Source organism: Acidovorax sp. 69 (genome assembly GCF_002797445.1).
Taxonomy (GTDB): domain Bacteria; phylum Pseudomonadota; class Gammaproteobacteria; order Burkholderiales; family Burkholderiaceae_C; genus Acidovorax.
Genome location: NZ_PGEP01000001.1, coordinates 3,243,149 through 3,255,452, shown reverse-complemented (window position 1 = coordinate 3,255,452; position 12,304 = coordinate 3,243,149). Strand labels below are relative to the sequence as shown.

The 12,304-nt window shown below is 63.3% G+C and carries 11 protein-coding genes; 5 read left to right on the top strand and 6 right to left on the bottom strand.

Annotated elements, in window-relative coordinates:
* Positions 1 to 2 precede the first annotated feature (2 nt).
* The gene (locus CLU85_RS14880) at positions 3 to 482 is read right to left on the bottom strand and encodes a GyrI-like domain-containing protein (protein WP_100410941.1); all 480 of its coding nucleotides are present in this window, start codon (positions 480 to 482) and stop codon (positions 3 to 5) included.
* A gap of 113 nt (positions 483 to 595) precedes the next feature.
* Here CLU85_RS14880 and CLU85_RS14875 point away from each other — a divergent pair, with 113 nt between their 5' ends.
* The gene (locus tag CLU85_RS14875; RefSeq protein ID WP_100412568.1) at positions 596 to 1,786 is read left to right on the top strand and encodes a PLP-dependent aminotransferase family protein; all 1,191 of its coding nucleotides are present in this window, start codon (positions 596 to 598) and stop codon (positions 1,784 to 1,786) included.
* Positions 1,787 to 1,792: 6 nt separating this feature from the next.
* Positions 1,793 to 2,020, top strand: coding sequence for a SlyX family protein (locus CLU85_RS14870; protein WP_100410940.1), 228 nt, complete (start codon positions 1,793 to 1,795; stop codon positions 2,018 to 2,020).
* A gap of 117 nt (positions 2,021 to 2,137) precedes the next feature.
* Here CLU85_RS14870 and CLU85_RS14865 read toward each other — a convergent pair whose 3' ends face one another.
* Positions 2,138 to 2,770, bottom strand: coding sequence for a TetR/AcrR family transcriptional regulator (locus CLU85_RS14865; RefSeq protein ID WP_100410939.1), 633 nt, complete (start codon positions 2,768 to 2,770; stop codon positions 2,138 to 2,140).
* 56 nt (positions 2,771 to 2,826) lie between these two features.
* Here CLU85_RS14865 and CLU85_RS14860 point away from each other — a divergent pair, with 56 nt between their 5' ends.
* Positions 2,827 to 4,941, top strand: a complete 2,115-nt coding sequence (locus CLU85_RS14860; protein ID WP_100410938.1) for an NADPH-dependent 2,4-dienoyl-CoA reductase — start codon at positions 2,827 to 2,829, stop codon at positions 4,939 to 4,941.
* A gap of 115 nt (positions 4,942 to 5,056) precedes the next feature.
* Here CLU85_RS14860 and CLU85_RS14855 read toward each other — a convergent pair whose 3' ends face one another.
* The 3 genes from CLU85_RS14855 to pstS all read right to left on the bottom strand — a co-directional run bounded on the left by CLU85_RS14855 (position 5,057) and on the right by pstS (position 8,511).
* On the bottom strand, positions 5,057 to 5,731 hold the full coding sequence (locus CLU85_RS14855) for a 3'-5' exonuclease (protein ID WP_100410937.1): 675 nt from the start codon (positions 5,729 to 5,731) through the stop codon (positions 5,057 to 5,059).
* Between the two features lie 58 nt (positions 5,732 to 5,789).
* Positions 5,790 to 7,229 carry a CYTH and CHAD domain-containing protein gene (locus tag CLU85_RS14850; protein WP_369858225.1) on the bottom strand — a complete coding sequence of 480 codons (1,440 nt, stop codon included), beginning with the start codon at positions 7,227 to 7,229 and terminating at the stop codon, positions 5,790 to 5,792.
* A gap of 211 nt (positions 7,230 to 7,440) precedes the next feature.
* Positions 7,441 to 8,511, bottom strand: a complete 1,071-nt coding sequence (gene pstS / locus CLU85_RS14845) for a phosphate ABC transporter substrate-binding protein PstS (protein WP_100410936.1) — start codon at positions 8,509 to 8,511, stop codon at positions 7,441 to 7,443.
* Between the two features lie 345 nt (positions 8,512 to 8,856).
* Between pstS and CLU85_RS14840 the strand changes: the two genes are divergently transcribed.
* Positions 8,857 to 10,509 (top strand): methyl-accepting chemotaxis protein, encoded by a 1,653-nt coding sequence (locus tag CLU85_RS14840; protein WP_100410935.1) that lies wholly within the window; start codon positions 8,857 to 8,859, stop codon positions 10,507 to 10,509.
* Positions 10,510 to 10,561: 52 nt separating this feature from the next.
* Positions 10,562 to 10,765, top strand: a complete 204-nt coding sequence (locus tag CLU85_RS14835; protein WP_100410934.1) for a hypothetical protein — start codon at positions 10,562 to 10,564, stop codon at positions 10,763 to 10,765.
* 184 nt (positions 10,766 to 10,949) lie between these two features.
* On the opposite strand, the gene CLU85_RS14830 is transcribed toward CLU85_RS14835, so the two are convergent.
* Positions 10,950 to 12,236 (bottom strand): sensor domain-containing diguanylate cyclase, encoded by a 1,287-nt coding sequence (locus CLU85_RS14830; RefSeq protein WP_100410933.1) that lies wholly within the window; start codon positions 12,234 to 12,236, stop codon positions 10,950 to 10,952.
* Between the last annotated feature and the right edge of the window lie 68 nt (positions 12,237 to 12,304).

The window sequence follows — 12,304 nt, the reverse complement described above, 5'->3', positions numbered from 1 at the left end:
GGTCAGCGGCTGCGTTGCACCGGCACGCACAGCCAGCACGGAAAGCGGCCGGTTGCAGGGTCCACCGCAAAGTCTTCGTCATAGATTTCCAAGGCCGCGCGGTGCACGTATTCCCAGCCTTCAGGAATTTGCTCCGGCACCGCCATGCGCGCCCAGGCCGCAGCAATCTCGGGCCCGGTACCCGTGAAGTGCAGGCAGGCGTAGTCGCCACCCTCATAGTCCATCACCTGCACATCGGGGCCGGTGCGCAGGCCCACGCCGATCTGCACGCAGGCGTCATATCGGCACTGCTCGGGCGGCGTGCAGGCCGGGTTGTCGTGGCTGAACCCGTAAAACTTCGGCGGTGGGTCGGTCAGGCGATGGGTGGTGCACCAGGCACCAAACCGCTCCCACAGATCGGTCAGACCGGGGTGGGCATAGGCGCCGGTGTGGCGCATGGCGGCCAAGCGCATGCGTGGCAGGGTGCGTATCGTCAGGGGCATGGCGCGTCATGGCGTTAAGGAGAAGAGAAGCCAGTTTAATGACACCGCAGGAAACCTGCGCTGCAATTGGCGACAATGCAAAGCTTGTTGCCAACCCACTCCCCGACCACGCCATGCAATTTGCCGACCGCCTGAACAACGTAGAAACCTCCGCCATCCGTGAGCTTTTCAAGCTGCTGGGCAAGCCCGGCATCATCAGCTTTGCGGGCGGCTTCCCGGACAGCGCGATGTTTGACGTGGAAGGCATTCGCGCGGCCAGCAATGCCGCACTGACCGAAGAACCTGGTGCCGCACTGCAATACGGCGCCACTGAAGGCTACAACCCGCTGCGCGAGCAACTGGCCGCCTTCATGGCCAGCAAAGGTGCCAAGGATCTGGCGGCCGACAACCTCATCGTGACCACTGGCAGCCAGCAAGCACTCGATTTGCTGGGCAAGACGCTCATCAGCCCGGGTGACAAAGTCATTGTGGAAGGCCCGACCTTCCTGGCCACCATTCAGTGTTTCCGCCTGTACGGCGCCGAACTCATCAGCGCTCCCATCGACGAAAACGGCGTGAAGACCGACGAGTTGGAAAAGCTCATTGCTGAGCACAAGCCCAAGTTCGTCTACCTGATCCCCACCTTCGGCAACCCCAGCGGCGCCATGCTGAGCCTGGAGCGCCGCAAGGCCGTGCTGGAGATGGCCGTCAAGCACAACACGTTGATCGTCGAGGACGACCCGTACGGTGACCTGTACTTTGGCGAAGCGCCACCCCCCAGCCTGCTCAACCTGTCGGCCACCGTGCCCGGAAGCCGTGAGCTGCTGGCACACTGCGGTTCCATGAGCAAGGTGCTCTCGCCCGGCCTGCGTGTGGGCTGGATGATTGCACCGGCCGAACTGCTGGCCAAGGCCACGATGTGCAAGCAGTTCAGCGATGCGCACACCAGCACCTTTGCCCAGGCCACGGCCGCGCAGTACCTCAAGGCCGGCCGCATGCCCGCCACGCTGGCCCATGTACGCAAGGTCTACGCAGAGCGCGCCCAGGCCATGGGTGATGCGCTGCGCAAGGAGTTGGGCGATGCCATCGAGTTCGTGCAGCCCCAGGGCGGCCTGTTTGTGTGGGCGCGCCTGACCGGTGCGGGCGGCAAGGTGGCTGACGGCAACGTGCTGGCCAAGCGCGCCATCGACAAGGGCGTGGCCTTTGTGCCCGGTACGCCGTTCTACTGCGCCAACCCCGACAACGCCACGCTGCGCCTGTCGTTCGCGACCGCCGATGTGGACAAGATCCGCGAAGGCGTGGCGCGTTTGGGTCAGGCCATCTGACACCCGATGCCAGACGCCAACGACACTGCCAGCATCCTCCAGCGCCTGGAAAGCCTGGAGATCAAGGCCAGCTACACCGAAGACCTGCTGGACCAGCTGAACATGACCATCTACCAGCAGCAGCAACTGATCGACCGACTCACACACGAGGTCATCCAGCTGCGCCAGCAGGCGCCCGAGGGTGGATCGAACGGGTCGCGCAATCTGCGCGATGAGCTACCGCCACATTACTGACGGCTCGCAAAGCACTGCGTCGATCTTCCATCACCGCTCACGCTGAGCCTGTCGAAGCCTCGCGCTGCGCTTCGACAGGCTCAGCGTGAGCGGTTTTGTTTTTTGAATCTTGCGGTATCACGCCCGCACAGCCCGCCACGCTGCCTCTGCCAAATCCGCCCGGTAGGCCGTGGGCGAGGGCAGGCCGCCTTGGTCTGCATTGCCTGACAGCCACGCCCTGCAATAGCTCTGCACCGGGCCCATGACCAGCGACGGCATCAGATCGCAAGGCAGGTCGCGCAGTGCACCCGATTGGCGATGGGGCTCCAACCACGCCACCAGCGCCTGGTTGCGGCGCCGTGCGGCCTCGGCCAAGTCGGGCGTGCGCGGGCCCGCCGCCACGGCGCCGCGCGCCTGGAACAAAAAGCGCGCCCGCTCGGGCTGCGCTACCACCCAGTCCAGATAGCCTGTGACCAGCGCCTGCACCCCTGCTTCGACGCCTAAAGCGGCGTCCAGCTGCGCCTGCACATTGCGCGACTGGTCGTGAAAAATGTCAAAGAACAGCGCCGCCACGATGCCGTCGCGGTTGCCAAAGTGGTGATAGATGCTGCCCACGCTGGCCCCGCAGCGCGCGCGCACGCCATCAATGGTGACCGTGTCCACGCCGCCTTCGGCCGCGCAGGCGAGGGCGGCGTTCAGGATGTCCTGGCGGCGGTCGGTGGGGTGCTCGGCAGGGGGGGCAGAGGGGCTGGGGGTGATTCGGCTTGCCATGGACGGTGATTCTAGAATAAAGTTCTAGAAAAACCTTCTATTCATCACCACAAACCATGAATTTCAACGCCACCGCTGCGCCTGCCACTTTTGCTTCCACGCCGTCTGCACCCGGCGCTGCCCTTTACCCGCACCTGCTGGCTCCGCTGGACCTGGGTTTCACCACCCTCAAGAACCGCGTGCTCATGGGCTCCATGCACACCGGGCTGGAGGATGGGCGGGATCTTTCGCGCATGGCAGCGTACTTTCGCGAGCGGGCCGAGGGCGAAGTGGGCCTGATCGTGACGGGCGGTTTCGCGCCCAACATCGCAGGCTGGGCCAAGCCGTTTGCGGGCACGCTGGCGACCTCGGGCGCGGCCAAGCGGCACCGCGTGGTGACTGACGCCGTGCACGGTGCAGGCGGCAAGATCGCGCTGCAGATCCTGCACACGGGCCGCTACGCTTACCACCCGCTGGCCGTGGCGCCCTCGCGGCTGCAGTCGCCCATCTCGCCATTCACACCATTTGCGCTGTCGGCGCGTGGGGTGGAGCGGCAGATCCGGGCCTTCGTAAACTGCGCCGTGAAGGCGCGCGAGGCGGGTTACGACGGCGTGGAGGTGATGGGCTCAGAGGGTTACTTCATCAACCAGTTCCTCTCGCAGACGACGAACCTGCGCCAGGATGCCTGGGGCGGCGACTACAGCCACCGCATGCGCCTGCCGGTCGAAATCCTCGCCCGCATGCGCGAGGCCGTGGGGCCGGACTTCATCATCATCTACCGCCTGTCGATGATCGACCTGGTGCCCGGCGGCAGCGCCTGGGACGAGATTGTCACCTTGGGCAAGGCCGTGGCCACCGGCGGTGCCAACATCGTCAACACCGGCATCGGCTGGCACGAGGCGCGGGTGCCCACCATTGCAACCAGTGTGCCGCGCGCGGCGTTCGCGTGGGTCACTCAGAAGATGAAGGCCGAGTTTGCTGCGGCGGGCATTGCCACACCGCTGGTCACGTCCAACCGCATCAACACCCCCGAAGTGGCCGAGCAGGTGCTGGCTGATGGTTGCGCCGACATGGTGTCGATGGCGCGCCCGCTGCTGGCCGATGCCGACTTTGTGAAGAAGGCACGAGAGGGCCGGGCCGACCGCATCAACACCTGCATTGCTTGCAACCAGGCCTGCCTGGACCATGTGTTCCAGAACAAGACCAGCAGCTGCCTGGTGAACCCGCGCGCTTGCCACGAGACCGAGTTGGTCTACCGCCCCATCGCCACGCCCGCTGCCCGCAAGCGCATCGCCGTGGTGGGCGCGGGGCCTGCGGGCCTGACCGCCGCCACGGTGGCGGCCGAGCGCGGGCATGAGGTGCATCTGTTCGACGCCGCGCCCGCCATTGGCGGCCAGCTCAACATGGCCAAGGTGGTGCCGGGCAAGGAGGAGTTCCATGAAATGCTGCGCTACCTGGCCACGCGGGTGGAAGACACGGGGGTGCACCTGCATTTGAACCAGAGCGTGGAGGCAGCAGACCTGGCGGGCTTTGACGAGGTGGTGATCGCCACGGGCGTGTTGCCCCGCGACCCCAAGATCCCCGGCCAGGACCACGCCAAGGTGCTGAGCTACATCGATGTGCTGCGCCATGGCAAGCCCGTGGGCGAGCGCGTGGCCATCATCGGCGCGGGCGGCATTGGCTTTGACGTGGCCGAGTTTTTGACGCACGGCGACCACCCCTCCACCACGCTGGACCTGCCCGCCTGGAAGGCCGAATGGGGCATCACCGACCCGGCCGAGGCGCGCGGCGGCCTCGCTACCAGCGGCCCCCGTGTCACGCCTCCCGCGCGCCAAGTGACCCTGCTGCAGCGCAAGAAGGGCAAGCTGGGCGCGGGCCTGGGCAAGACCACGGGCTGGATCCATCGCACCACGCTCAAGATGAAAGAGGTGCAGATGGTGAGCGGCGTGAACTACGAGCGCATTGGTGATGAAGGCCTGCTCATCTCGTACGGCGAGAAGCGCGATGACCCGACCTGGATCCCGTGTGACACCGTGGTGCTGTGCGCGGGGCAGGTGCCGCTGTTCCGTCTGGCGCAGGATTTGGAGGCAGCAGGCCACAAACCGCATCGGATTGGGGGCGCGCTGGAGGCGGGCGAGCTGGATGCCAAGCGCGCCATCGACCAGGCGGCGCGGTTGGCGGCGCGCCTGTAGAGGGTGACTTTTGCCCCGTTGCTGGCCGAGGAGCGGGAATCTGAGTGAAATTGGCTTCTGGCGCTTTATTCATAAGCTCTAGCAGCTATTATTTTTGTAGTGTTTCTCCGGGTGCTTATGCGGCAGGGGCCGCAGTTGGTATCTCCAGGGCGTTGAACACCCGCAGCGCCGCCCACGCGTCGTTAGCCGCGTAGACCAGCTGGGACTCGGTCAGCCGGGCGTTGGCCCAGTTCGAGGTGGCGGCCTTTTTCGACTTGATGAAGCGCCGGTTGAACAACACGGCCACCGCGCCTTTCACGCCCATGTCCTTGCGATAGCCGCGTTGGCGGAACACGGTGTTCAGCTCCAGCACATCGGCCGGTTGCACCCCCAGTTTGCTTTGAATGCGTTTGGTGTCGTCCCCCAGGCCAAAGCCCGCCTTGGTCACGCCACGCAGCGCCAGCAGCTCTGCCACACGGGCCCGGCAGCCCGGGTCGTGCAACTGGAACACAAAGGCCGTGTCGAGCGTGGCCAACTGCACGATATGGGGTCCGTCCGACACCTCGTCACGCACAAAGGTGGGTTTGGATTCGGTATCAAAGCCCCAGACGCTCGTTGCGGACAAGGCATCACAGGCCTTGTCCGCCTGTGCCGCGTTGGTCACCAGGGTGATGCGGTCGGTGCCCAATCGCTCGAAGGGGTCGAGCAAGGCAATCTGGTCTTTGTCAGGGGTGGCGCGATGGCCCGCGCGCGACGGCGGATGAATGGGCTGGGGGCGATGGGGGCGCTGGGGAGGAGGGGATTCCGTCATGCCGCCATTTTGCCGTGCGATGCCTTGGATGTCAGACCGCCCGAAGAACCCACCGGGCTCAACGTGCACAGCTGTGGCGCAGGCGGGGCGCCTCTGCGATGTGGGATAAGGCCACTTTGCAGGCATCGGCTGCGCCCGCTTGCCGCGCAGTCAGCCAGCCCACCGCAAACCAGGCCCTGGGGTCTGTGGTGATGATCTCGCCATAGAGGGCGAGGGCCACGCGCTCGTCGTTCAGCCGACCCAAAGCGGACAGCGCGGGCTGCAGGCTTTCCAGGAAAGGAGTGCCTTCAGCTTTGAGCGCGGGCGCCAAAAATTCGGTGAGGTAGCGCAAACGCTTGAGGCGCTTGCGAAGGCGGTGCTGCTGCTCGGCAGACAGCGCGCCAAACCGTTGTGCATCTTTCTGGACTTTGGCGTGCAGGCCCCACAAGCGTTTTTGTAGCCAGCGGCGAGTGTCCTTGGCATCCATGGCACCTTCAGTTTTGCCCGGTATTGCCTGGTTCTGCGCCGTGAACCCCATGAGCCCGATCAACGCGGCCTGGAATGCGGGTGTGTGCACGATGCCCGCAGCGGTGGCGTCTGAGGAGGCTGCTTGCGCGGCGGCCGGTAAATCCACGGCAGGAGCACCGGCCAGATGCAGGTCGGCATCCATGGCCAGCAGCACCTGCCCACAGTCCCGAAGTTTGCCCAGGCGCTGGAATACATCCACCAGCGGTGGTGTCCACGCCGAGTCGAAGTTGCCAGGGGCCAGGGCATCCAGCTCCCGCAGCGCGGTGCGCAAGCGGCGGATGCCGATGCGTAGCTGGTGCATATGCTCCTGGTCGCCTGAGCCTTCCACGATCTCACTGGCGTTGCCCAGAGTCTGATGGAGGCAATGGGCTACCACCGCGCGCTGCAGCGGCAGTGCGAGCAGAGAGTGCTTGTGGCTGTGGGCCTTCATCGGCAGCGCTTTGATGGCGGGGCGGGCCCATTGCGCAGCCAGTAGTCGCTCGCCGCGCTCTGCCTTGGACACGGTGCTCAGAAAAAGACCGTGCTGCGTCGCCCACCGGGTGGCAAGGTCCACCAGGCCCGCCACCGGGCCGGCCTTGAGCTCCAGCTCCAGCTCACAGATGGGCGTCTCTTTGTGCTGCGGCGTGCCACGATGGGCAATGACCCGCCCGGTGTCCAGCGCCAGTTCCACCACCCCACCTTTGAAGGCAATGTCCCGCGTCAGGCGGTCCATCTCGGTGCCATAGGTTTCAGACAAGGGGCCTGAGGCCGCCTGCAAGGCTTGCAGCAGCCGGGTGCCAGCGGCAGTGCCCGCGTGCAATTCAGGGCGTGGCTGGGGCGCTTGGGCCGCTTGGGCGCTGCCCAGCGCCACGTTGTGCTCTTCGCGGTCCAGGGGGCCTTGGCCCAAGGCCTTGACGGTCTGGACCCATTGGTCGCCTTCGCGGCGCAATCGAAAGGCAATGCCCTGGGCCGACAGCGCCCCGTCGGGCGTGTCGAAGTAGCGGGCCTCCATGCGAATCTGAACGAAAGGTCCTCGGCGCGTGGCGGCCTTGATTGCGGCCAGACGCTCGGGGGGATGCAGAACTTGAACTCGATTTCCATGGTTTTGGGCACGCTTGCCTGGCCGCTGGGCCCATTTTTAATAGAGCCCAAGGATATCGCTTTCAAGCGAGGGTGGAAGTAAAAATATAATAAAAATTTGCAATAAATAATCGGGTAATTATTTAATGGAGTGATGGATTTGCTGAGGAAATCAAACTCATGCCCAGTGGGGTTCCATTTTTATTGCGGATCGAAGTAATTACCTTGAAAGCCGATGCCTGAACCCGGTCTGGGAGGCGAACAAAATTATTTTCTTGGACAAGAGTATCTCCGTTGAGAAATGACCAGATAATAAATTTCAGGGCCTGGGTGGTTTGCTCGGGTGTGTCTGTGACCTTGGGGAAGACCACAAAGGTGCCCATGGTGATGGGCCATACGGATTTGCCGGGCTTTTGCGTCAGCGTGTGCTGGAAGGCCCCGGTGGCAGACCATTCGCTGTGGGCCAACGCAGCCTTGAAGGCCTCGATGGAGGGTTTGACAAAAACACCTTCGGCGTTTTTCATCTGTACGGAGGTCAGCCCATACTCGGCAACATAGCCGAAGTCCACATAACCGATGGCGCCCACCGTGTCGCGCACGCCCTTGGCCACACCATCGCTGCCCTTGAAAGCCAGAAACCCGTCAGGCCACTGGATGCTGGTCTTGGCGCCATAGGCGGATTTCCATTTCGGACTGACCTTGCCCAGGTAATCGGCGAAGTTGTAGGTGGTGCCCGAACCGTCGGCACGCACTACCACCTTGATGGGCATGTCTGGCAGTGAGACTTCGGGGTTCAACGCCGTGATCTCCGGGGCGTTCCAGCGGCTGATTTCTCCCATGAAGATGCGGCTCAGTACGTCACCTGTCAGGCGCAACTGCGCGTTTTGTACCTTGGGCAGGTTGACGATGGGGCTGATGCCCGTGATGGCCACTGGCAAGGCAATCAGCCCGTTTTCAATGAGATCCTTTTCGGGCGGATAGACGTCGGTGGCACCGAAACCCACCGCCTGCTGCTGGATCTTTTTCATGCCGGCACTGGAGCCGACCGGTTCGTAATCCACCCGGGACCCCGTGGTCTTGGCATAGGCCTTGGCCCAACTGCGGTAGATGGGAGCCGCCGCAGATGAGCCTGCGCCGGTCACGGTTTGCGCGCCGACTTCGCCTGCCTGCAGCAGTGTCCAGGACAGCAAAAAGAGAGTGTAAATATATTTCATTTATTTTCCTGTTATTTGTATTGAATGAAGTGGTATTTGTCAGTGTGCTGCAGTGGTTTATCGCGTATCTGCAGTTGTTTTGTCTGTGCACGCGAAGACCGGAATTTTATCAAAATGAATATGCGCCAGAATGGACTTGGTTTGGTAAATGGTCTTTCCCGCCGTCACGATTTTGTCATTTGAAACAAATAGTATCTTCGATTTGCAGGCCGGGTTGCGGCTGCAGATCGCTGGTGTGAACGGGGGTATTGGCATTGCCACACCCTCGTGTATCACCCCATCCGTTGACATGTGATGGTGGTGGCCGAGTGCGGCCAACCACTGGGTCATTGACGAGAGTTTCAGATGCTTCAAAAAATCAAAATTGGCACCAGGCTCGCCCTGGCGTTTGCAGTGCTTCTGTTGTTGATTTGTGCGTTGGCCGCCGGTGGTATCAGCGGCGCCAAGCGCCTGGCTGAGCGCAGTGCAGCGCTGTATGAAGACCGCACGGTTCCACTGGGGGTGCTGGCCGAGATCAGCCACCTGACACAGCGCAACCGCGTGCTGGTCATGGACATGTTGATGGACCCGGGCACCAGCAACCTGCAAGCCAGCCACACCGCACTGACCGCGAACGTTGAACGCATCCGCGCCCTGTGGGAGACCTACACCGCCAAGCCGCTGGCCACGCAGGAGCAGGCTCTTGCTCAGGCCTTTGTTGCCGCCAACACCACTTATCTGGACAAGGGGCTGATCCCGGCTGCAGCGGCGTTGGTGGCTGGCAAATACGACGATGGCTCAGAGCTGTATATCACCCAGATCCGGCCCAACGCCTTGAAGGTTCAGGAGGCCGTCGAGCAGCTTGTGGCGCTTCAGATTCGGGTGGCCGAAGAAGAGTTTGGTGCTGCCGGGGCAATGAGTGAAACCATCCACGTGTGGATGCTGGCCGCCACCGCGCTGGCGCTGCTGGTGGGTGCGGTGATGGCCTCGGTCATCACGCGCTCGATTTCGCGCCCGCTGCGCCAGGCGGTGGTGCTGGCCCGCACAGTGGCGGGCGGTGATCTGAGCGCGCAGATCGTGGTGCACGGAACGGATGAAACCGCTGAGTTGCTGGCGGCCCTGCGGGAGATGAACCACCAACTTGTGCGCGTGATTACCGAGGTGCGCGACAGCACTGAAACCGTGGCCCGCGATGCTGTTCAGATGGCTGGAGGCACGGAAGACCTGGCCCGCCGCACGGAGGTGCAGGCGGCGAATCTTCAGGAGACGGCGGCATCGATGGAGCAACTCACCATCACGGTTCAGCACAACACCGACAACGCCCATCGGGCCACTGCGCTGGCGCAAGAAGCCAGCAAGGTGGCGAACGAGGGGGGAAGCGTGATGCGCGACGTGATTGCGACCATGCAGGAGATCAATGTCCAGTCCCAAAAGATCACCGACATCATCAAGGTGATCGACGACATCGCGTTTCAGACCAATCTGCTGGCTCTCAACGCGGCGGTGGAGGCCGCCCGCGCGGGCGAACAGGGGCGTGGTTTTGCCGTGGTCGCAGGGGAGGTGCGCGGGCTGTCCCAGCGCAGCAGTACGGCGGCCCGCGAGATCCGTGGGTTGATTACGGCCAGCGTCCGGGGTGTTGAGCGCGGATCAACACTGGTCGGTCAGGCGGGTGAGCGGGTTGCCAACACCGTGCGGCATGTCAATCAGGTGGTAGCACTCATTAGCGAGATCAAGGACGCCGGCCAGGAGCAGGCGCGGGGCATCGCCCAGATCGGCGAGGCCGTGCGGCAACTGGATGTGGCGACTCAGCAAAATGCGGCTTTGGTGGACGACAGCTCGTCGGCATCCTCCGGCGTGAAAAACCAGGTCAGGCGTCTGTTGGAGGTGATCCACCAGTTCCGGCTGGTGCCCGAGGATACGGCGGGCGCTGCGCAGGATCTGCACCGGGCCGGGCAGCCGTTGCCGGCCTTGCAAGCGGCGCCTTCATCGCCACAGCAGCTCGCGATGGCGCCACGCTAGCGGGGCGGCTGATCGCTGGTTTGCCGCCCCTTGCTACCGCAAAGCCTGCTCCATGAATCGCACGGATGTACTGATTGCCATTGCAGAAGTGGCGCAAACAGGGGGCGCATCGGCACCTGAAGATGCGATCTCCCAGCTGGCCATGATCATCGACGACCTGGAGCTGTCGCACGCTGGCGCCGAGCATGTGATGGAGATGCTGCTGCGGATTGCCGCCTGCCTGTGGAACCTGCAGCAAGAGCGGATGCGCCTGTAGGGACCCTCTGCACGAATCAGCGTGCCGTGTGCATCTGCGGCCCCGGGCGGTCTGCCGTGTTGCAAATACTCGCAATAGCTACCGCTATTGCTGCGTTTTGCGCCTTGCAGCCCATCCCGATCCGCAGCGCACCCTTACCACTTGATTCGTGCAGAGGATCCCTAGGTCTGTGTCTGCGGGGCTTTCAGGTGGCGGTGGGGCGCGGGCTTTCGTCGTCAGGGGCGTCGAGCGATGCAATCTGATTGCGCCCCTGGTGCTTGGCCAGATACAAGGCCTGGTCGGCACGGTCCATCATGTCGCGCAGGCTGCGGTCGCATTGCCTGAAAGCGCCCACGCCGAGGCTGGTGGTGATGCGGTAGGTAGCGCCCGTGTCATCGGCGAGTTGCAGCGCTTGGACGCTGTGCAGGATGCGCATCGCCACTTCCATGCCTTCGGCCAGTGCGGTCAGTGGAAGCAGGACGCCGAACTCTTCGCCACCCAGGCGCCCTACGACATCGCTGGCGCGGAGCTGACTTTTGACGGCTAGTGCAAACGCCACCAGAGCCCGGTCGCCTTCCAAATGGCCAAAGCGGTCGTTGACGGCCTTGAAGTGGTCCAGGTCCAGCATGAGCAGCGTGAGCGGTTCGCCATTGTTGCGCGAGTGTTCATAAACCGATTCCGCGCATTCGAGAAATGCTCGCCGGTTGGCGATGCCGGTGAGCATGTCGGTGGTGGCCAGGCGATGCAGCTCGCGCTCCAGGTTTTTGCGCTGCGTCACATCGCGGTAGATGCCCTCGACCCCGGCAAATTGACCCGCGTGGTCATAAAGGGCATGGCTGCTGATGGAGATGTCGATCACTGTGCCATCACGCCGCACCATCTGGCCGGGGAAGTCTGAGACTTCGCCTTTGTCCATGATGGCGACCTTGAACGCATCACGGTCAGTGCTTTGGGGGTAATAGGACTCGGCAGTGCGGCCTTCGATCTCGTGCGGCTCGTATCCCAGCACACGGCGCACGCCAGGGCCCACATGCTGCACGACGCCCTGGGCATTGGTGCGGTAGTACACGTCCTGGAGGTTGTCGAACAGGCGCCGAAAGTTCTGTTCGCTTTCGCGCAGCTGGGCTTCAATCTCGCTCTGGTGCGTCATGTCCATGCCACACATGAGCACGGCGGGGGCTCCTTCCCACTCAATGGCGACGCTGCTGATGAGCACCATACGGAGGTTGCCCCGCTCGGTACGGATACGGAATTCGGAGGATTTGTTGGGCTGTCCCGCCTGTGCGGGCACGGCCACCTGCTGGATGCGGTTGGTGGAGCGCACCTGGTCCATGGGGTGCACAAAGTCCCCTGACAGCCGACCGATGAGGCTCTCCATCTGGGTGACTTCCAGCAGATTCATGCTGGCAGCGTTGGCAAAGCGGATGGCACCTTCCTGTGTGACGAGCACAGCCGCTGGCAGGGCTTGCAGCAGACGAAGGTCGTGGAGCATGGGGCTTGTCGGTAACCAAAAGTAATAACCATTGTGGCACCAGAGTTCGCGGCTGGGAATCCATATCT

Excerpts from the sequence above, each read along its gene's own strand:
- CLU85_RS14880 (WP_100410941.1), bottom strand. The coding sequence starts at position 482 with ATGCCCCTGACGATACGCACCCTGCCACGCATGCGCTTGGCCGCCATG.
- CLU85_RS14875 (WP_100412568.1), top strand. The coding sequence starts at position 596 with ATGCAATTTGCCGACCGCCTGAACAACGTAGAAACCTCCGCCATCCGT.
- CLU85_RS14870 (WP_100410940.1), top strand. The coding sequence starts at position 1,793 with ATGCCAGACGCCAACGACACTGCCAGCATCCTCCAGCGCCTGGAAAGC.
- CLU85_RS14865 (WP_100410939.1), bottom strand. The coding sequence starts at position 2,770 with ATGGCAAGCCGAATCACCCCCAGCCCCTCTGCCCCCCCTGCCGAGCAC.
- CLU85_RS14860 (WP_100410938.1), top strand. The coding sequence starts at position 2,827 with ATGAATTTCAACGCCACCGCTGCGCCTGCCACTTTTGCTTCCACGCCG.
- CLU85_RS14855 (WP_100410937.1), bottom strand. The coding sequence starts at position 5,731 with ATGACGGAATCCCCTCCTCCCCAGCGCCCCCATCGCCCCCAGCCCATT.
- CLU85_RS14850 (WP_369858225.1), bottom strand. The coding sequence starts at position 7,229 with ATGGAGGCCCGCTACTTCGACACGCCCGACGGGGCGCTGTCGGCCCAG.
- pstS (WP_100410936.1), bottom strand. The coding sequence starts at position 8,511 with ATGAAATATATTTACACTCTCTTTTTGCTGTCCTGGACACTGCTGCAG.
- CLU85_RS14840 (WP_100410935.1), top strand. The coding sequence starts at position 8,857 with ATGCTTCAAAAAATCAAAATTGGCACCAGGCTCGCCCTGGCGTTTGCA.
- CLU85_RS14835 (WP_100410934.1), top strand. The coding sequence starts at position 10,562 with ATGAATCGCACGGATGTACTGATTGCCATTGCAGAAGTGGCGCAAACA.
- CLU85_RS14830 (WP_100410933.1), bottom strand. The coding sequence starts at position 12,236 with ATGCTCCACGACCTTCGTCTGCTGCAAGCCCTGCCAGCGGCTGTGCTC.